The organism is Streptomyces sp. NPDC001549, assembly GCF_042894025.1.
Lineage (GTDB): Bacteria > Actinomycetota > Actinomycetes > Streptomycetales > Streptomycetaceae > Streptomyces > Streptomyces kutzneri.
In genome coordinates this window covers 89,561-108,481 of the sequence record NZ_JBIAVJ010000019.1, presented here as the reverse complement: position 1 = coordinate 108,481, position 18,921 = coordinate 89,561, and the positions used below count along the sequence as shown (strand labels likewise).

The window sequence follows — 18,921 nt, the reverse complement described above, 5'->3', positions numbered from 1 at the left end:
CCTGGCGCACAATAGGGGGACGCACGGCTGAAGGGGAACATGCCATGAGTGCCGAGGACCTCGAAAAGTACGAGACCGAGATGGAGCTGAAGCTCTATCGGGAGTACCGCGACGTCGTCGGGCTGTTCAAGTATGTGATCGAGACGGAGCGCCGTTTCTACCTCACGAACGACTACGAGATGCAGGTGCATTCGGTTCAGGGGGAGGTGTTCTTCGAGGTCTCCATGGCCGACGCCTGGGTCTGGGACATGTACCGGCCGGCCCGCTTCGTGAAGCAGGTGCGGGTGCTGACCTTCAAGGACGTGAACATCGAGGAGCTCAACAAGAGCGATCTCGAACTGCCCGGCAGCTGAGGGCCGGCACCGGCCGGGCCGCCTCACCCGCAAGGGTGAGGCGGTTGTCCACAACGGCCGGTCCGTCCACCAAGATCCACAAAGTGGGCGGGGGTGCGGGACCGTCGGTGCCGGAGGTGGTGCCGGATGAACGCGAAGGGCGTGGCACAGCAGGCATTGGGGCGGTACGGCGAGGAACTCGCGGCACGGCGGCTGACCGAGGCCGGGATGACCGTGATCGCGCGGAACTGGCGGTGCCGCGGCGGCGAGATCGACATCGTCGCCCGGGACGGGGACGCCCTCGTCGTGTGCGAGGTCAAGACCCGCCGCGCGGGCGAGTTCGAGCATCCCATGGCCGCCGTACGGCCCGCCAAGGCCGAGCGCTTACGCTCGCTCGCCGGGCGCTGGCTCGCCGACCACGGCGGACCACCCCCGGGCGGGGTGCGCATCGACCTCGTCGGGGTCCTGCTGCCGCGGCGCGGCGCCCCCCTGGTGGAACACGTCAGGGGGGTGGCCTGATGGGGTTCGCGCGGGCCTGCTCGGTGGCCCTGGTCGGCGTCGACGGCGTGGTGGTCGAGGTGCAGGCCGACCTGGAGCCCGGCGTGGCCGCCTTCACCCTGGTGGGGCTGCCGGACAAGACCCTGGTCGAGAGCCGGGACCGGGTGCGGGCGGCCGTGGTCAACTCGGGGGCGGCCTGGCCGCAGAAGAAGCTCACGGTCGGGCTGAGCCCGGCCTCCGTTCCGAAATCCGGCGCCGGCTTCGACCTGGCCGTCGCGGCGGCCGTGCTCGGGGCCGCCGAGGTGGTCGACCCGGGCGCGATCGCCGACCTCGTCCTGATCGGGGAACTGGGGCTGGACGGCCGGGTGCGCCCGGTCCGCGGGATCCTGCCGGCGGTACTCGCCGCGGCGGAGGCCGGCTACCGGCAGGTGGTGGTGCCGCAGCAGTGCGCGGCCGAGGCCGCGCTCGTACCGGACGTCTCGGTCCTCGGCGTACGCAGCCTGCGCCAGCTCATCGCGGTGCTGACCGGCGGGGAGGTCCCCGAGGAGGAACCCTGCGACCCGCCCGGCAGGCCGGACCCGATGCTGGCCGGACTGCTCGTCCCGGGGGCGGGACTGGGCACGGGGCTCGCCCGGGGCCGGCCCGGCCGGGAGGACGGCACGGACTTCCCCGACCTCGCGGACGTGGCCGGGCAGCACACGGCGCGCCGCGCCCTGGAGGTGGCGGCCGCCGGGGGACACCACCTCTTCCTCAGCGGACCGCCCGGAGCGGGCAAGACCATGCTCGCCGAGCGGCTGCCCTGGCTCCTGCCGCCGCTCACCCGTCGGGATTCCGTGGAGGTCACGGCCGTCCACTCGGTCGCGGGAATCCTCCCGCCCGGCGAACCGCTGGTCGCCAGAGCGCCCTACTGCGCGCCGCACCATTCGGCGACCATGCAGTCCTTGGTGGGCGGCGGGACCGGGATCCCCAGGCCCGGGGCGGTCTCCCTGGCACACCGCGGCGTTCTCTTTCTGGACGAGGCCGCGGAGTTCCACAGCCGGGCGCTGGACGCGCTGCGCCAGCCCCTCGAATCGGGGCACGTGGTCATCGCCCGCGCCGCCGGAGTGGTAAGGCTGCCCGCCAGGTTCCTGATGGTGCTCGCAGCCAACCCGTGCCCGTGCGGGCGCCACACCCTGCACGGAGCCGGCTGCGAATGCCCGCCTTCGGTGATCCGGCGTTACCAGGCGCGGCTGTCCGGGCCGTTGCTCGACCGGGTGGACCTGAGGGTGGAGGTCGAGCCGGTGACCCGCTGCGACCTGCTGGGGCAGGGCGGCCGCGGGGAATCCACCGCGGTGGTCGCCGACCGGGTGCGTCAGGCCCGGGAGCGCGCCGCGGCCCGGCTCGCCGACACGCCGTGGCGGCTCAACTCCGAAGTGCCCGGGCAGGAACTGCGCACCCGGTGGCGGGCCGGGCCCGGCGCGCTGGCCCCCGCCGAGCGCGATCTGGAACGGGGGCTGCTCACCGCGCGCGGGCTGGACCGGGTGCTGCGGGTCGCCTGGACCGTGGCCGACCTGCGGGGGCGGGACCGGCCCGAGGCGCTGGACGTGGCCGTGGCGCTGGAGCTGCGGACCGGGATCGCCCGCGGGGCGATGTCGCTGCCGGGGGCCGGGACATGACCGGCTCCGGGGACGCGGAACTGCTGGCGCGGGCGGCGCTCACCCGGGTGCTGGAGCCCGGCGACGCGCACGGCGGGCGGTGGCTGCGGGAGTTCGGCGCGGTGCGGCTGATGCGGCTGCTGACCGACCCCGGGGCGGAGCCGGACACTCCGTCCGGCGTGGGGCCCGAGCGGCTCGCCGGGTACCGCAGACGCGCCGCGCTGGCCGATCCCGAGCGGGACCTCGCGGATGCCGCCGAGGCGGGGGGCCGGTTCGTCCACCCGGGATCGGCGCAGTGGCCGACCCAGCTCGACGACCTGGGCGACGAGAGGCCCGTCGGGCTGTGGCTGCGGGGCCGGCCGAACCTCCGCACCTGGGCACTGCGTTCGGTCTCCGTGGTCGGGGCCCGCGCCTGCACCCCGTACGGCGCGCACATGGCCCAGACCCTGGCCGCCGGACTCGCCGAGCGGGGCTGGGTCGTGGTGTCCGGCGCCGCGTTCGGGATCGACGGCGCCGCCCACCGAGGGGCCCTCGCCTCGGGCGGCGCGACCGCGGCGGTGCTGGCCTGCGGGGTGGACGTCGCCTACCCGCGCGGACACGCCGGGCTGCTCGGCCGGATCGCCGGGCAGGGGCTGATCCTCGGGGAGCTGCCACCGGGCAGCCACCCGACACGCAGCCGGTTCGTCCTGCGCAACCGGGTCATCGCCGCCCTCACCCGGGGCACGGTCGTCGTGGAGGCCGCGCACCGCAGTGGTTCCCTGGTCACGGCCCGGCGGGCGCAGTGCCTGGGGCGGTTCACGATGGGCGTCCCCGGACCCGCCACCAGCGGGCTCTCCGCCGGGGTGCACGAACTGCTGCGGGGCGAGGCCGTGGTCGTCACCGACGCGGCCGAGGTGGTCGAGCTGGTCGGGGCCATGGGCGAGCTGGCTCCCGAGCGGCGCGGCCCGGTGCTCGCCCGGGACCTGCTGGACCCGGACACCGCCCGTGTGCTCGAAGCGCTGCCCGCCGGCCGCCCGGCGGGCGTGGCCGAGCTGGCACTTGCCTCCGGCACCGGCGCCGATGAAGTCATCGGCAGACTGTACGAACTTCACTCTCTGGGGTTCGTCGAACGGCAGGGCGACGGCTGGCAGTTGAGCAGACAAACGGCTGGAGGAGGCACACAAACCGGAGCTGCACGGCGAGGCGGTCGTTGACCTGGGGTGTTCCGGTGAAAGAGTGAAACCGATGAGAGACGCGGTCTTCCCGGTGGCGGTCGCCGGGACCGAGCGCCAGGCGCCGGTCCCGGGTCGCCCGCGCGAGTCCGGGCGCCTCCCGGCCCCCGCGCCATCCCGTACTCTTCGCGCACCGCGACACTCTCGTCACGCTACGCTCCCAAGGAATCCGGCTCCGGCAAAGGCGAAGCATGCCCCAGCACACCTCAGGGTCCGACCGCGCTGCGGTGCCCCCCGCTGCCAGAGGCAGCGTGCGGTCCACCGCGCCCTCGTCCCTGGAGGTGCTGTGGCGCTCGTACAAGGAATCGGGTGACGAGCGGCTGCGGGAGCAGCTGATCCTGCACTACTCGCCCCTGGTGAAGTACGTGGCCGGCCGCGTCAGCGTGGGCCTGCCGCCCAACGTGGAGCAGGCCGACTTCGTCTCCTCCGGGGTCTTCGGGCTGATCGACGCCATCGAGAAGTTCGACATCGACCGGTCGATCAAGTTCGAGACGTACGCGATCACCCGCATCCGCGGCGCGATGATCGACGAGCTGCGGGCGCTGGACTGGATCCCGCGCTCGGTCCGGCAGAAGGCGCGCGCCGTGGAACGGGCCTACGCCACGCTGGAGGCCCAGCTGCGGCGCACCCCGACGGAGAGCGAGGTGGCCGGGGAGATGGGGATCGGGGTGGAGGATCTCCACACCGTCTTCAGCCAGTTGTCGCTGGCCAACGTGGTCGCCCTGGAGGAGCTGCTGCACGTCGGCGGGGAGGGCGGCGACCGCCTCTCGCTGATGGACACCCTGGAGGACACCGCCGCCGACAACCCGGTGGCGGTGGCCGAGGACCGCGAGCTGCGGCGCCTGCTGGCGCGGGCCATCAACACGCTGCCCGAGCGGGAGAAGACCGTGGTGACCCTCTACTACTACGAGGGCCTCACGCTGGCCGAGATCGGCAATGTCCTCGGCGTCACCGAGAGCCGGGTCAGCCAGATCCACACCAAGTCCGTTCTGCAGTTGCGCGCAAAGTTGGCAGATGTGGGGAGGTGAGCTTGCGCCACCTCCGTACAGTGGATGCGTGCCCAGGATTCGAGCGGCCTCCGTGGCCGAGCACCGGTCGATGCAGCGCGGCGCCCTCTTGGACGCTGCCCGGTCCCTGCTGTCCGAAGGCGGGACGGAGGCGCTGACCTTCCCCGCCCTCGCGGAGCGCACCGGGCTCGCCCGGTCCTCCGTGTACGAGTACTTCCGCTCCCGCGCCGCCGTGGTCGAAGAACTGTGCGCAGTGGACTTCCCCGTATGGGCCGCCGAGATCGAAGCGGCGATGGAGCAGGCCCCGTCGCCGGAGGAGAAGATCGAGGCCTACGTACGCAGCCAGTTGGGGCTGGTGGGCGACCGGCGGCACCGGGCGGTCGTGGCCATCTCGGCCAGCGAGCTCGACGCGGGGGCCCGCGAGAAGATCCGCGCGGCCCACGGCGGTCTCGTGGCGATGATCGTCGAGGCGCTGAGCTCCCTGGGGCACGCGGAGCCGCGGCTGGCCGCGATGCTGTTGCAGGGGGTCGTGGACGCTGCTGTGCGGCGGATCGAGCTCGGCGCGGCCGAGGATCCCGCCGTCGTGACGGAGGCCGCCGTGGCCATGGCCCTGCGGGGCGTCCAGGGCTGAGGTCCCCCGGGGCTCCGCCCCGGATCCCGCACCTCAAACGCCCGCGGCGCTGGACCCGGCCGGCAGGAGGCGGGGTGTCGGGCGGGGGAGGAGGCTCAGCGGGTTGAGATAGGTCTCGCCCGCCAGAAGACCCCAGTGCAGGCACGGCGCCGGGCAGTGCGAGCCCTCCGTCAGAACCGCCACCACCTGGCCTGCCGCGACCTGCTCGCCCTCCGTGACCAGGGGCCGGACCGGCTCGTAGGTGGTGCGCAGCCCGTTCGGCAGGGCCAGCGAGAGCACTCCGCGCCCGGCGACGAGCCCGGCGTAGTGGACCCGGCCGGCCGCGACCGCCCGGAGCTCCGCGCCCACCGGCGCGGACAGGTCCACACCGCGGTGACCGGCCGCGTAGGGGGTCGGCGGCGGGTCCCACCAGCGGGCCACCGACAGTGGGGCGGGCAGTGGGCGGACCCCGGGAGGAACCGACTGGGCCAGGGCCAGGAGCAGGCTGAGCAGCAAGGTCGTCATGGACCCCAGCGTCCCGCGCACCCCCGGGCCGCCGCTCCGGCCTGTGGACGGCCGCGGCGCTGTGGACAACGGCGTCACCCGGCATACCGCCGGGTCCCGTACACTTCTTGTGGCGATCCGGGTCACCGGGTCGACTTCGCACGCCCCGGCGCCAGGCTTAAACAGCCAGGTGACAGCGTCTCTCGGTCCCTCATGGGGGCAGGGCGCGGTGGGGCGTCAGGAACCAAACCGAGAAACCAAGGAGATGGCCATGGCCGTCGTCACGATGCGGGAGCTGCTGGAAAGCGGCGTCCACTTCGGTCACCAGACCCGCCGTTGGAACCCGAAGATGAAGCGCTTCATCTTCACGGAGCGCAACGGCATCTACATCATCGACCTGCTGCAGTCGCTGTCGTACATCGACCGCGCCTACGAGTTCGTGAAGGAGACCGTCGCGCACGGTGGCTCCATCATGTTCGTCGGTACCAAGAAGCAGGCCCAGGAGGCCATCGCCGAGCAGGCGACGCGCGTTGGTATGCCGTACGTCAACCAGCGCTGGCTGGGTGGCATGCTCACCAACTTCTCCACCGTCTACAAGCGCCTTCAGCGTCTGAAGGAGCTTGAGGCGATCGACTTCGAGGACGTCGCCGCCTCGGGTCTCACCAAGAAGGAGCTCCTGGTCCTCTCCCGCGAGAAGACCAAGCTGGAGAAGACCCTCGGTGGTATCCGCGAGATGTCGAAGGTTCCCAGCGCCGTCTGGATCGTCGACACCAAGAAGGAGCACATCGCCGTCGGTGAGGCGCGCAAGCTCCACATCCCGGTCGTCGCGATCCTCGACACCAACTGCGACCCCGACGAGGTCGACTACAAGATCCCGGGCAACGACGACGCGATCCGTTCCGTCACCCTGCTCACCCGCGTGATCGCCGACGCCGTCGCCGAGGGCCTCATCGCCCGCTCCGGCGCTGCGACCGGCGACTCGAAGCCGGGCGAGAAGGCCGCCGCCGAGCCGCTCGCCGAGTGGGAGCGCGACCTGCTTGAGGGCGAGAAGAAGGCCGACGACGCCGAGGCCGCCCCGGCCGAGGCCGCTGCCCCGGCCGCCGAGGCTGTCGAGGCTGTCGAGGCCCCGGCCGCCGAGGCCGTCGAGGCCCCGGCCGCCGACGCCGAGCAGGCCTGACCCACTGAGGGCGCCCGGCGTTCACCCGCCGGGCACTCGCAGTACGGACGATGACGGCGGGGGAGCCGCGCCAACAGCGCGGCACCTCCGCCGTTCACCCGTAGATCTACGACTTCGAGAGAGAATCACAGACTCATGGCGAACTACACCGCCGCTGACGTCAAGAAGCTCCGCGAGCTCACCGGCGCCGGCATGCTGGACTGCAAGAACGCGCTCGTGGACGCCGACGGTGACGTCGAGAAGGCCCAGGAAGCGCTCCGCATCAAGGGTCAGAAGGGCGTCGCCAAGCGCGAGGGCCGTTCTGCCGAGAACGGTGCGGTCGTCTCCCTCATCGCCGACGACAACACCTCCGGTGTCATCGTCGAGCTGAAGTGCGAGACCGACTTCGTCGCCAAGGGCGAGAAGTTCCTGGCCGTCGCCAACCAGCTGGCTGCCCACGTGGCCGCCACCTCCCCGGCCGACATCGAGGCGCTGCTCGCGTCCGAGATCGAGCCCGGCAAGACCGTCACCGCTTTCGTCGACGAGGCCAACGCCAACCTCGGCGAGAAGATCGTCCTGGACCGCTTCGCGCAGTTCAGCGGCGGCTACGTGGCTGCGTACATGCACCGCACGATGCCCGACCTGCCGTTCCAGATCGGCGTCCTGGTCGAGCTCGACAAGGAGAACGCCGAGGTCGCCCGCGGCGTCGCGCAGCACATCGCCGCGTTCGCCCCGCAGTGGCTGTCCGCCGAGGACGTCCCGGCCGAGAAGGTCGAGTCCGAGCGTCGCATCGCCGAAGAGGTCACCCGCGCGGAGGGCAAGCCCGAGGCTGCCATCGCGAAGATCGTCGAGGGTCGCGTCAACGGCTTCTTCAAGGACGCCACGCTGCTCGGCCAGGCGTACGCCCTGGACAACAAGAAGTCCGTCCAGAAGGTTCTGGACGAGGCCGGTGTCACCCTGAAGCGCTTCACCCGCATCAAGGTCGGCATCTGAGTCCGTCCGTACGCGACGGACACCGGACCCCGGTAGGGTCTGAGGCAGTCGTCCGCGCTTGCGCGAGACGACCGCAGATCTGACGAGGAGGCCATTGCCGTAGAGGGAACCGCAAGGACCCACCGGCAATGGCCTTCTTCGTATGTGCACGAGGAGATCTCCATGAATCAGGGCGTGGACCCCCACACCGCATCCGACGACAAGAGCGACCAGGACAAGAAGGGCCGCCGCTTCATGCTGAAGCTGTCGGGCGAGGCCTTCTCCGGTGGCGGAGGACTGGGCGTCGATCCCGACGTCGTCCACGCCATCGCGCGCGAGATCGCCGCGGTGGTCCGCGACGGCGCGGAGATCGCCGTCGTGATCGGCGGCGGCAACTTCTTCCGCGGCGCCGAACTCCAGCAGCGCGGCATGGACCGGGCCCGGTCCGACTACATGGGCATGCTGGGTACCGTCATGAACTGCCTCGCGCTCCAGGACTTCCTGGAGAAGGAGGGCATCGACTCCCGCGTGCAGACGGCCATCACCATGGGCCAGGTCGCGGAGCCGTACATCCCGCTGCGTGCCGTGCGGCACCTGGAGAAGGGCCGCGTCGTCATCTTCGGCGCCGGCATGGGCATGCCCTACTTCTCCACCGACACCACGGCCGCCCAGCGCGCCCTGGAGATCGACGCCGAGGCCCTGCTCATGGGCAAGAACGGTGTCGACGGGGTCTACGACTCCGACCCGAAGAAGAACCCGGACGCGGTGAAGTTCGACGCGCTGGAGTACAGCGAGGTCCTCTCCCGCGACCTCAAGGTCGCCGACGCCACCGCGATCACGCTCTGCCGCGACAATAAGCTGCCGATCCTTGTTTTCGAGCTCCTCGCCGAGGGCAATATCGCCCGCGCCGTCAAGGGTGAGAAGATCGGCACGCTCGTGAGCGACCAGGAAACCCGGGCCTGAGCAGTCCGCTGCCGGACCGAGCGAGCCGCAGGCCGGCTCGCCGGCCCCGCCCGCCCGCCTGAACCATCCATATCTGACATGCAGGAGCACGTGGTGACCGAAGAGATCCTCCTCGAGGCCGAGGAGAAGATGGAAAAGGCCGTCGTCGTCGCCAAGGAAGACTTCGCCGCGATTCGCACCGGCCGTGCGCACCCGGCGATGTTCAACAAGATCGTGGCGGAGTACTACGGCGCCATCACGCCCATCAACCAGCTCGCCTCCTTCTCGGTGCCCGAGCCGCGCATGGCGATCGTGACCCCGTTCGACAAGAGCGCCCTGCGCAACATCGAGCAGGCGATCCGCGACTCCGACCTCGGTGTCAACCCGAGCAACGACGGCAGCATCATCCGGGTGACCTTCCCCGAGCTGACGCAGGACCGCCGCAAGGAGTACATCAAGGTCGCGCGCACCAAGGCCGAGGACTCGAAGATCTCGCTCCGCGCCGTCCGCCGCAAGGCCAAGGACGCCCTTGACAAGCTGGTCAAGGACAAGGAGGCCGGCGAGGACGAGGTGCGCCGCGCGGAGAAGGAGCTCGACGACACCACCGCGAAGTACGTCGCGCAGGTGGACGAGCTCCTGAAGCACAAGGAAGCCGAGCTCCTCGAAGTCTGATGAACGACACTTCCTGGCAGCCGGAGCCGGTTCCGGCGGGTCCCGCATACGATGCGCAGGTGGGCCCGCACACTCGGCCCATGCCCATCGTGCCCGATGCCGCCGGCCGTGACTTCGACGACCGGGAAGCACGCGATCGGGGGGTCGCCGCCGACAGCGGCCCCCTCTTCCGCGCCGATACGCCGCCGCAGGAGCCCATGCCCAGCCCCCCGCCTCCGCATGCCCAGCAGCCGCAGGACGCCTCGCCGCCGCCGAAGAAGCGCGCGGGCCGGGATCTGCGTGCCGCCATAGGGGTGGGCGTGGGTCTCGGCGCGGTGATCTTCGCCTCGCTGCTGATCGTCAAGGCCGTCTTCGTCGGCGTCATCGTCGTCGCGGTCGTCGTCGGCCTGTGGGAGCTCACCTCCCGGCTGCAGGAGCAGAAGGGCATCAAGGCCCCCCTGGTCCCGCTCGCGGTCGGCGGCGCCGCCATGGTCATCGCCGGATACGTCCGGGGGGCCGAGGGCGCCTGGGTCGCCATGGCCCTGACCGTGCTGGCGGTCCTGGTGTGGCGGATGACCGAACCACCCGAGGACTACCTCAAGGACGTCACGGCGGGCGCCTTCGCGGCGTTCTACGTGCCCTTCCTGGCCACCTTCGTCGCGATGCTGCTCACCGCCGACGACGGTCCCCAGCGCGTGATCACCTTCCTGCTCCTGACCGTGGTCAGCGACACCGGGGCCTACGCGGTCGGCTGGCGCTTCGGCAAGACCAAGCTGGCGCCGCGCATCAGCCCCGGCAAGACCCGCGAGGGACTGTTCGGCGCGGTGGCCTTCGCGATGGCGGCCGGCGCGCTGTGCATGGAGTTCCTGATCGACGGCGGCTCCTGGTGGCAGGGCCTGCTGCTGGGCCTCGCGGTCGCGGTCAGCGCCACCCTGGGTGACCTGGGCGAGTCGATGATCAAGCGGGACCTGGGCATCAAGGACATGGGCACCCTGCTGCCGGGACACGGCGGCATCATGGACCGGCTGGACTCCCTGCTTCCGACGGCCCCCGTGGTGTGGCTGCTGCTGGCGGCCTTCGTCGGCACCGGCTGACCTGCGAAAAGGCGTCGCAGGACGCCGGGCGGTTACTCTTGCAAGGCGCGCTGCTTCTGCGGCGCGCCTTTCGTCTTACAAGGAGTACCTGCCATGGCCCGCCCCGTTCCGGGAGAGCTCACCTTCGTCGCCCCTCGCGGAACCAAGAAGCCGCCCCGGCACCTTGCCGACCTGACCCCGGCCGAGCGCCGCGAGGCGGTCGCCGCGATCGGCGAGAAGCCGTTCCGGGCCAAGCAGCTCTCCCAGCACTACTTCGCCCGGTACGCGCACGACCCGGCCGAGTGGACCGACATCCCGGCCGGCTCGCGGGAGAAGCTCCAGCAGGAGCTGCTGCCGGACCTGATGAGCGTCATCCGGCACATCTCGTGCGACGACGACACCACCCGCAAGACCCTGTGGAAGCTGCACGACGGCACGCTCGTCGAGTCCGTGCTGATGCGCTACCCCGACCGGGTCACCATGTGCATCTCCTCGCAGGCCGGCTGCGGCATGAACTGCCCGTTCTGTGCCACCGGCCAGGCGGGCCTGGACCGCAACCTGTCCACCGCCGAGATCGTGCACCAGATCGTCGACGGCATGCGCGCGCTGCGCGACGGCGAGGTCCCCGGCGGCCCGGCGCGGCTGTCGAACATCGTCTTCATGGGCATGGGCGAGCCGCTCGCCAACTACAACCGCGTGGTCGGCGCCATCCGCCGGCTCACCGACCCGGAGCCCGACGGCCTGGGCCTGTCGCAGCGCGGTATCACCGTCTCCACCGTCGGCCTGGTCCCGGCAATGCTGCGCTTCGCCGACGAGGGCTTCAAGTGCCGTCTGGCCGTCTCGCTGCACGCGCCCGACGACGAGCTGCGCGACACCCTCGTCCCCGTGAACACCCGCTGGAACGTCCGCGAGGTGCTCGGCGCGGCCTGGGAGTACGCCGAGAAGTCCGGCCGCCGGATCTCGATCGAGTACGCCCTGATCCGCGACATCAACGACCAGGCCTGGCGCGGTGACCTCCTGGGCAAGCTGCTCAAGGGCAAGCGTGTGCACGTCAACCTGATCCCGCTCAACCCGACGCCGGGCTCCAAGTGGACCGCCTCGCGGCCCGAGGACGAGAAGGCCTTCGTGGAGGCCATCGCCCGCCACGGCGTGCCGGTGACCGTACGGGACACCCGTGGCCAGGAGATCGACGGCGCGTGCGGCCAGCTGGCCGCCTCGGAGCGCTAGATTCCGCTTCTGTTCGATGCGATTCGGCCACGGGGTACCCTGTGGCCGAACCAAATTTCATATTCCGACAGGGGAGCGCCACAGCGCTGAGAGTGCGGTATCCGTCATCCGCAGACCCTCTGAACCTCGCCCCGGTCATTCGGGGTAGGAAGTTCGGTCACCACTCTTGCTGTTGCGCCCTGCCCGGCGTCCGCTCTCGCAGCGCCGGGCAGGGCCGCGTCTTCTCCTGGACATCCCAGGAGGAATTCACCAATGAGCACCACCAAGAAGCTGGCGGGCGTCGCACTCGCGGCCGCGCTGGGCGTGACCACGCTCAGCGCCTGCGGCGGCGGCGACGCCAAGGACAAGGCCGCGGGCGCGAGCGACGCCCCGAAGTCCAAGACCGTCACGCTCGTCTCCCACGACTCCTTCAACGTGACCGACACGGTCCTCAAGGAGTTCGAGCAGCAGAGCGGCTACACGGTCAAGGTGCTGAAGTCCGGGGACGCGGGCGCCGCGCTGAACCAGGAGATCCTCACCAAGGGCTCCCCGCGCGGTGACGTCTTCTTCGGCGTGGACAACACCCTCCTCTCGCGCGCCCTCGACAACGGCATCTTCACCCCGTACGAGGCCAAGGGCCTGGCCGAGGTGAAGCCCGAGTACGTGCTCGACAAGGAGCACCGCGTCACCCCGATCGACTCCGGTGACATCTGCGTCAACTACGACAAGGCGTACTTCGCCGAGAAGAAGATCGCCCCGCCGCAGACGCTGGACGACCTGATCAAGCCGGAGTACAAGAACCTCCTGGTCACCGAGAACGCCGCGACCTCCTCGCCCGGCCTCGGCTTCCTGCTCGCCTCCGTCGGCAAGTACGGCGAGGACGGCTGGAAGGACTACTGGAGCAAGCTGAAGGCCAACGGCGTCGAGGTCGTCGACGGCTGGGAGCAGGCCTACAACGAGCGCTTCTCCGGTTCCGCGGGCGGCAAGAAGGCCAAGGGCGACCGCCCGCTGGTCGTCTCCTACGCCTCCAGCCCGCCGGTCGAGGTCCTGTACGGCGAGCCGCAGCCGGCCGAGGCCCCCACGGGCGTCTCCACCGGCACCTGCTTCCGCCAGATCGAGTTCGCGGGTCTGCTCAAGGGCGCCAAGAACGAGGAGGGCGGCAAGGCCCTGGTGGACTTCCTGGTCAGCAAGAAGTTCCAGGAGGACATGCCGCTCCAGATGTTCGTGAACCCCGTGACGAAGGACGCCGCCCTGCCGGAGCTGTTCACCAAGCACGGCGTGGTGGTCGAGAAGCCGGAGAACGTGGCTCCCGAGACCATCGCCAAGAACCGTGAGCAGTGGGTCAAGGCATGGACCGCGCTCGTCGTGAAGTAAGCGGTACCAAGGAGCCGGGCGTGGCGCCGGGGGACGCCGCGCCGGGCTCCGGCCCCCGCGAGGGGGCGCGGGCGACCGCCGTGCGGCTCGCCCTGATGGCCGTCCCCCTCGCCTTCTTCGGGCTGTTCTTCGCCTACCCCGTCGCCGCGATCGTCGGGCGCGGCCTGAAGACCGGCGAAGGGTGGCAGTTCGGCCGGTTCGCGGAGGTGCTGTCCCGGCCCGATATCGCCGACGTGCTGTGGTTCACCACCTGGCAGGCGTTCGCCTCCACCCTGCTCACCCTGCTGATCGCACTCCCCGCCGCGTACGTCTTCGCGCGCTTCGAGTTCCCGGGCAAGCAGCTGCTGCGCGCCGTGGTGACCGTTCCCTTCGTGCTGCCGACCGTGGTGGTCGGCACCGCCTTCCTCGCGCTGCTGGGGCGGGGCGGCCTGCTGGACGAACGGGTGGGCGTCCGGCTCGACACCACCGTCTGGGCGATCCTGCTCGCGCACGTCTTCTTCAACTACGCCGTTGTCGTCCGCACGGTCGGCGGGCTGTGGGCCCAGCTGGATCCGCGCCAGGAAGAGGCCGCCCGGGTGCTGGGCGCCGGGCGGTTCACGGCCTGGCGGCGGGTGACGCTGCCCGCGCTCGCCCCGGCGGTGGCCGCCGCCTCGCTGATGGTGTTCCTGTTCACCTTCAGCTCCTTCGGCGTCGTACTGATCCTCGGCGGACCCTCGTACTCCACCTTGGAGGTGGAGGTCTACCGGCAGACCGCGCAGCTCCTGGACCTGCCGACGGCGGCCGTCCTGACGATGGTGCAGTTCGCCGCGATCGGCGCGATCCTCGCCGTGCACGCCTGGACCGTCCGCAAGCGCGAGACCGCGCTGCGGCTGGTCGATCCGGGCCGTACCACGCACCGGCCGCGCGGCTGGGCGCAGCGCACGCTGCTGGGCGGGGTGCTGCTGACCGTCGCACTGCTGATCGTGCTGCCGCTGGGCGTGCTGGTCGAGCGGTCCTTCGGCACCCCCGGCGGCTACGGCCTCGGCTACTACCGGGCCCTGCAGGACGCGGGCGCCGGTGGCGGGACCTTCCTGGTGGCCCCGCTGGAGGCGATCTGGAACTCCCTGCAGTACGCGTTCGCCGCCACCGCGATCGCCCTGGTCATCGGGGGACTGGCGGCCGCGGCCCTGACCCGGCGCGCGGGCCGCTTCGTACGCGGCTTCGACGCGCTGCTGATGCTTCCGCTCGGGGTGTCCGCGGTGACCGTGGGCTTCGGCTTCCTGATCACCCTGGACGAGCCGCCGCTGGACCTGCGGACCTCGTGGATCCTGGTGCCGCTGGCGCAGGCCCTGGTGGGTGTCCCCTTCGTCGTACGGACCATGCTGCCGGTGCTGCGCGCGGTGGACGGGCGGCTGCGGGAGGCCGCCGCGGTCCTCGGCGCGTCGCCGCTGCGGGCCTGGCGGGAGGTGGACCTTCCGCTGGTGCGGCGGGCACTGCTGATCGCGGCCGGGTTCGCCTTCGCCGTGTCGCTGGGGGAGTTCGGCGCGACCGTGTTCATCGCGCGGGCGGACCGGCCGACGCTGCCGGTGGCCGTGGCGCGGCTGCTGGGGCGGGCCGGAGAGCTGAACTACGGGCAGGCGATGGCCCTGAGCACGATTCTGATGCTGGTGTGCGCGGTGTCCCTGCTGCTGCTGGAGCGACTGCGGCCCGACAAGACCTCCGGAGAGTTCTGATGACACTGCTTCAGCTGGAGGGGGTGTCGGTCCGCTTCGGTGAACGCGCGGCCCAGTACGCCCTGGACGGCGTGGACCTCGCGGTCGCCGAGCACGAGGTCGTGTGCGTGCTGGGGCCGAGCGGAAGCGGCAAGTCCACGCTGCTGCGGGTCGTCGCCGGACTCCAGCAGGTGTCCGCCGGCCGGGTGTTGCTGGGCGGGGCCGACCAGGCCGGTGTACCCGTGCACCGGCGGGGCGTGGGCCTGATGTTCCAGGACCACCAGCTCTTCCCGCACCGCGACGTCGGCGCGAACGTCTCCTTCGGGCTGCGGGTGCGGGGAGCCGGACGGGCCTCGTCCGCGGACCGGGTCGCGCAACTGCTGGAACTGGTCGGGCTGCCCGGGGCCCAGGGCCGGGCGGTGGCCTCCCTGTCGGGCGGCGAGCAGCAGCGGGTGGCGCTGGCCCGGGCGCTGGCACCGTCGCCGCGGCTGCTGATGCTCGACGAACCGCTGGGGCAGCTGGACCGGGGGCTGCGGGAGCGGCTCGTGGTGGAGCTGCGCGGGCTGTTCGCCCGGCTGGGCACGACCGTGCTGGCCGTCACGCACGACCAGGGCGAGGCGTTCGCCCTGGCCGACCGGGTGGTGGTGATGCGGGACGGCCGGATCGCGCAGGCCGGGACCCCGCTGGAGGTGTGGCAGCGGCCCGCGTCGGAGTTCGTCGCGCGGTTCCTCGGCTTCGAGAACGTGGTCCCCGCCGTGGTCTCCGGCACGCGGGCCGCCACCGCGTGGGGCAAGGTCCCGGTACCGCCCGGATCGCCCGAGGGGGAGCAGCGGCTGCTGATCCGCCCGGCCGGCGTCGTGCTCTGCGCGTCGGGCCTGCGCTGCGAGGTGGTCTCCCGCACCTTCCGCGGCACGCACGTCGCGCTGCTGCTGCGGCCGGAGGCGGGACCGGTGCTGGAGGCCGAGTGCGGGCTGGCGGGGGCGCCGGCCGTGGGGGACCGGGTCGAGGTGGCCTTCACCCCCGCCGAGGTGGTCGTACTGCCTGATCGGCAGGACACCCCCTAAGGCCGGATGCCGTCGCACGCGATCGGCAGGTGGCGCGGGCCGCGCAGGACCGCGTTCTGGCGGTACTGGGGCGGGTCCTCCAGCAGCCGCGGATTCTCCAGCCGGCGGGCCAGCTCGCTCAGCGCCAGCTGGGCCTCCTGCCGGGCCAGCGGTGCCCCGAAGCAGCTGTGGATCCCGCTGCCGAGGCCGAGGTGCTGGATGTCCTTGCGGTCCGGGTCGAAGCGGTTCGGGTCCTCGAACCGCTTCGGGTCGCGGTTCCCGGAGGCCAGCATCAGCCACAGGGACGCGCCCTTGGGGATGGTGACACCGGCGACCTCGATGTCGGAGAGGGTGGTGCGCTGGGGCAGCAGCTGCACGGGCGGCTCGTACCGCAGCAGCTCCTCGACGATCGGGACGGCCAGGTCCGGATCGTCGCGCAGCCGCTGGAGGACCTCCGGGTGGCGCAGCAGCGTCAGCATCCCGTTGGTGATGAGGTTGACGGTGGTCTCGTGGCCCGCGATCAGCAGCAGCGCGGAGGTGCTGAGCGCCTCCATGGTGGTCATCGCGCCGTCCGGGCCGTCCGCCGTCGCCAGCTGGGACAGCATGTCGTCGCCCGGCTTCTTGCGGCGCTCCTCGATCAGCCCGGCCAGGTACATGCCCAGCTCCATGCGGGCGTCCATCGTTCCCTTGCCGTGCTGCGTGGGGTCCGCGTCCGGGTCGGGGTCCAGGCTGGCGGCCAGGGTCTCCGCCCACACGTGGAAGCGGGGCTCGTCCTCGCGGGGGATGCCGAGCAGCCGGCAGATGACCGAGACCGGGAAGGGGTACGCGAACTGGTCGACGAGGTCGATCCGGTCCATCTGCCCGGTCTCCACGATGCCGTCGATGAGCCCGGAGACGAGGCCGCCGAGTTCGTCGCGCATGTCGTGCACCCGGTGGGGGGTGTGCGGCGGCCCGAACGGCCGGTTCGTCATCCGCCGCAGGCGGTCGTGGTCGGGCGGGTCGAGCTTGAGGAAGGACGGGGGCAGCGTCGCCCCCTCCTCGTCGGACTGGCCCCCCAGCGGATCGTCCCCGGTCGCCTTCAGGTTCTTGGCGTCGGAGCTGATCCGCGGGTCGTGCAGGAGGCTGTGGATCTCGTAGTACGTGCTGATGACGTACGGGCCGTCCCCGTCGTGGGAGACCGGCGTCTTGCGGAGTTCCTCGTACAGCGGGTACGGATTCGCGCGGTTCGCGTAGTCGATGATCTCCCGCAGCAGGGCTTGTGTCATGACGGGTCCTCGTGATCCTCGGGGGAGGGCGCGGTGCGGCGCGGCCGGTGATGCGCGGGGGCGAAGGTCATCGTCCGGGAGTGAAGGTCATCTTCCGGTCCGCCGGCGAATAGCCGCTCAGCGTGATGGTCGGCCCGTGGGTCGGGACGGAGGGGTCGGGGAAGTCGGCCGGCAGCGCCTTGGCCCCCTCGGGCCGGCGGTCCACCGTGGAGAACGTCGGCGGGAACGGCGCGGTGGCCTCGATCTGCTGCTCGTAGAACGGCAGCCAGCGGCAGTTGTCGAAGGTGACGGCGGCGATCAGCCGCCCCTGGTACCCGTACACGGCCGCGAACCTGCGCTCGGCGAGCGAGCCCTGGGTGATGAGGATCTCGGTCCCCATCGGCGGTACCCCGACCGACTTGATGTTCACGCCGAACTGGGAGGACCAGAACGCCGGAACCCACAGGTGGGGGCGGCGGTCGGCGCTCACGCTGAGCATGTTGTGCGCGGCGGTGTCGGCCTGGGCGACGGCGTTGCCCCAGTGCTCCAGCGACAGGAACTGGTAGCCGAACAGGGCGTGCGGGGAACGTGCCACGTCACCCGCCACATAGATGTCATCGGTGACGATGCCCCGGACGTCGAAGGCCCGGCAGCCCGCGTCGCAGGCGATGCCCCGCGGACCCGCGCCCAGCCCGGACCCGGCGAGCCACTCGGTGTTGCGCTGCGCGCCCAGCGAGACGACCACCACGTCCGCCTCCACGGTGGACCCGTCGGAGAAGTGCGCGGCGCGGACCCGCCCGGAGGGGTCGCCCTCCAGCGAGGTCACCATGATTCCGGTACGCAGGTCGACGCCGTTCTCGCGGTGCATCTCGGCCGCCACCGCGCCGATCACCCCGCCCAGCGCACCGACCAGCGGCGCCTCGCCCCGTTCGGCGACGGTGACGTCCAGGCCTCGCTCCCGGCACGCGGAGGCGATCTCGGACCCGGTGAACCCGGCTCCGATGACCAGCACCCGGCGGGGACCGGCGGCCAGGGCACGCTGCAGCCCTTCGCCGTCGTCGCGGGTGCGCAGCACGAAGACACCCTTGAGGGCGCCTTCCTCCGCGTTGGGCCAGGGCCGGGCGCGTACGCCGGTGGCGATCAGCAGCCGGTCGTACTCGACCTCGTCGCCGTTGCCGAGCTTGACCCGGTGCCCGGCCATGTCCAGGCCCGTGGCCGGGACCCCGAGGCGCCAGTCGGCGTCGATGGCTCGGCGGCGGGGGAGCGCGGTGTGGTCGGCGACCGCATTGCCCAGCAGGACCTGCTTGGACAGCGGGGGCCGGTCGTACGGCTCGTACGGTTCGTCGCCGATCATCGTGAGCGAACCGGCGAAACCCTTCTCGCGCATGGTCTCGGCGGCCCGCAGGCCGGCCAGGGACGCGCCGACGACGACGATGCGGCCCTCGCGCTTGAGGCGCTCCAGGGATCCGTCGTGTGTTCCTGCACCGGTCACCGCGCGCCTCCGGAACGAGATCCGGCGCCGGCCACGGCTTCCGGGGCCACCATGTTCGCCATGTCCTCGTCCGTGATCTCCAGAAGGATGGCCTGCACGGGACACGCGGCCACGGCACGCATGACGTCCTCGCGCTGCTCCGGATCCGCCTCCGGGTTGTAGAGCAGCGACTCGTCGCCGTGCATGGCGAAGACATCGGGAGCGAGGAAAGCGCACTGGGCGTATCCCTGGCAGCGGTTGAGGTCGACGACAAGCCTCATGACGGTTCTGCCTTTCCCTTG

The 18,921-nt window shown here is 71.5% G+C and carries 19 protein-coding genes and 1 riboswitch; of the genes, 15 read left to right on the top strand and 4 right to left on the bottom strand.

Going from position 1 to position 18,921, the window contains the following annotated elements; genetic code table 11:
- Window positions 1-44 precede the first annotated feature (44 nt).
- From ACFY04_RS27775 to ACFY04_RS27750, 6 genes are all read left to right on the top strand, one after another.
- Window positions 45-353 (top strand): DUF2469 domain-containing protein, encoded by a 309-nt coding sequence (locus ACFY04_RS27775; RefSeq protein ID WP_005311352.1) that lies wholly within the window; start codon window positions 45-47, stop codon window positions 351-353.
- A gap of 126 nt (window positions 354-479) precedes the next feature.
- Complete coding sequence (locus tag ACFY04_RS27770) at window positions 480-851, top strand: YraN family protein (protein ID WP_389120671.1); 372 nt, start codon at window positions 480-482, stop codon at window positions 849-851.
- Window positions 851-2,485 (top strand): YifB family Mg chelatase-like AAA ATPase, encoded by a 1,635-nt coding sequence (locus tag ACFY04_RS27765; RefSeq protein WP_389120669.1) that lies wholly within the window; start codon window positions 851-853, stop codon window positions 2,483-2,485. Before ACFY04_RS27770 ends, ACFY04_RS27765 begins: the two co-directional genes overlap by 1 nt.
- Window positions 2,482-3,657: a DNA-processing protein DprA gene (gene dprA, locus ACFY04_RS27760; protein ID WP_389120667.1), complete on the top strand. Its 1,176-nt coding sequence runs from the start codon at window positions 2,482-2,484 to the stop codon at window positions 3,655-3,657. The genes ACFY04_RS27765 and dprA overlap by 4 nt, the downstream gene beginning before the upstream one ends.
- A gap of 209 nt (window positions 3,658-3,866) precedes the next feature.
- The gene (gene whiG / locus ACFY04_RS27755) at window positions 3,867-4,703 is read left to right on the top strand and encodes an RNA polymerase sigma factor WhiG (protein ID WP_030012408.1); all 837 of its coding nucleotides are present in this window, start codon (window positions 3,867-3,869) and stop codon (window positions 4,701-4,703) included.
- A gap of 52 nt (window positions 4,704-4,755) precedes the next feature.
- Entirely contained in the window at window positions 4,756-5,313 is a 558-nt protein-coding gene (locus ACFY04_RS27750; protein ID WP_389120828.1) for a TetR/AcrR family transcriptional regulator, read from the top strand.
- A 33-nt stretch (window positions 5,314-5,346) separates the two neighbouring features.
- On the opposite strand, the gene ACFY04_RS27745 is transcribed toward ACFY04_RS27750, so the two are convergent.
- Window positions 5,347-5,817 (bottom strand): M23 family metallopeptidase, encoded by a 471-nt coding sequence (locus tag ACFY04_RS27745; RefSeq protein ID WP_389120665.1) that lies wholly within the window; start codon window positions 5,815-5,817, stop codon window positions 5,347-5,349.
- Between the two features lie 250 nt (window positions 5,818-6,067).
- Here ACFY04_RS27745 and rpsB point away from each other — a divergent pair, with 250 nt between their 5' ends.
- The 9 genes from rpsB to ACFY04_RS27700 all read left to right on the top strand — a co-directional run bounded on the left by rpsB (window position 6,068) and on the right by ACFY04_RS27700 (window position 15,925).
- Complete coding sequence (rpsB, locus tag ACFY04_RS27740) at window positions 6,068-6,973, top strand: 30S ribosomal protein S2 (RefSeq protein WP_389120663.1); 906 nt, start codon at window positions 6,068-6,070, stop codon at window positions 6,971-6,973.
- A 135-nt stretch (window positions 6,974-7,108) separates the two neighbouring features.
- Entirely contained in the window at window positions 7,109-7,945 is an 837-nt protein-coding gene (gene tsf / locus ACFY04_RS27735; protein ID WP_389120661.1) for a translation elongation factor Ts, read from the top strand.
- Between the two features lie 162 nt (window positions 7,946-8,107).
- Window positions 8,108-8,887 (top strand): UMP kinase, encoded by a 780-nt coding sequence (gene pyrH, locus ACFY04_RS27730; protein ID WP_030016384.1) that lies wholly within the window; start codon window positions 8,108-8,110, stop codon window positions 8,885-8,887.
- Between the two features lie 93 nt (window positions 8,888-8,980).
- A complete protein-coding gene (frr, locus tag ACFY04_RS27725) occupies window positions 8,981-9,538 on the top strand; it encodes a ribosome recycling factor (RefSeq protein WP_030016386.1) in 558 nt (185 codons plus the stop codon).
- On the top strand, window positions 9,538-10,611 hold the full coding sequence (locus ACFY04_RS27720; protein WP_389120658.1) for a phosphatidate cytidylyltransferase: 1,074 nt from the start codon (window positions 9,538-9,540) through the stop codon (window positions 10,609-10,611). The genes frr and ACFY04_RS27720 overlap by 1 nt, the downstream gene beginning before the upstream one ends.
- Before the next feature lie 93 nt (window positions 10,612-10,704).
- Complete coding sequence (gene rlmN, locus ACFY04_RS27715) at window positions 10,705-11,817, top strand: 23S rRNA (adenine(2503)-C(2))-methyltransferase RlmN (protein WP_389120655.1); 1,113 nt, start codon at window positions 10,705-10,707, stop codon at window positions 11,815-11,817.
- Window positions 11,818-11,876: 59 nt separating this feature from the next.
- Window positions 11,877-11,986: riboswitch (TPP riboswitch) on the top strand.
- Between the two features lie 83 nt (window positions 11,987-12,069).
- Window positions 12,070-13,170, top strand: a complete 1,101-nt coding sequence (locus tag ACFY04_RS27710; protein ID WP_389120653.1) for a thiamine ABC transporter substrate binding subunit — start codon at window positions 12,070-12,072, stop codon at window positions 13,168-13,170.
- A 95-nt stretch (window positions 13,171-13,265) separates the two neighbouring features.
- The gene (locus ACFY04_RS27705) at window positions 13,266-14,882 is read left to right on the top strand and encodes an ABC transporter permease (protein ID WP_389120826.1); all 1,617 of its coding nucleotides are present in this window, start codon (window positions 13,266-13,268) and stop codon (window positions 14,880-14,882) included.
- Window positions 14,882-15,925, top strand: a complete 1,044-nt coding sequence (locus tag ACFY04_RS27700) for an ABC transporter ATP-binding protein (RefSeq protein ID WP_389120650.1) — start codon at window positions 14,882-14,884, stop codon at window positions 15,923-15,925. Before ACFY04_RS27705 ends, ACFY04_RS27700 begins: the two co-directional genes overlap by 1 nt.
- Here ACFY04_RS27700 and ACFY04_RS27695 read toward each other — a convergent pair.
- The 3 genes from ACFY04_RS27695 to ACFY04_RS27685 all read right to left on the bottom strand — a co-directional run bounded on the left by ACFY04_RS27695 (window position 15,922) and on the right by ACFY04_RS27685 (window position 18,900).
- Complete coding sequence (locus ACFY04_RS27695) at window positions 15,922-17,169, bottom strand: cytochrome P450 (protein ID WP_389120648.1); 1,248 nt, start codon at window positions 17,167-17,169, stop codon at window positions 15,922-15,924. The genes ACFY04_RS27700 and ACFY04_RS27695 overlap by 4 nt on opposite strands.
- 67 nt (window positions 17,170-17,236) lie before the next feature.
- Entirely contained in the window at window positions 17,237-18,640 is a 1,404-nt protein-coding gene (locus ACFY04_RS27690; RefSeq protein ID WP_389120646.1) for an NAD(P)/FAD-dependent oxidoreductase, read from the bottom strand.
- Window positions 18,637-18,900 (bottom strand): ferredoxin, encoded by a 264-nt coding sequence (locus ACFY04_RS27685; RefSeq protein ID WP_389120644.1) that lies wholly within the window; start codon window positions 18,898-18,900, stop codon window positions 18,637-18,639. The genes ACFY04_RS27690 and ACFY04_RS27685 overlap by 4 nt, the downstream gene beginning before the upstream one ends.
- Between the last annotated feature and the right edge of the window lie 21 nt (window positions 18,901-18,921).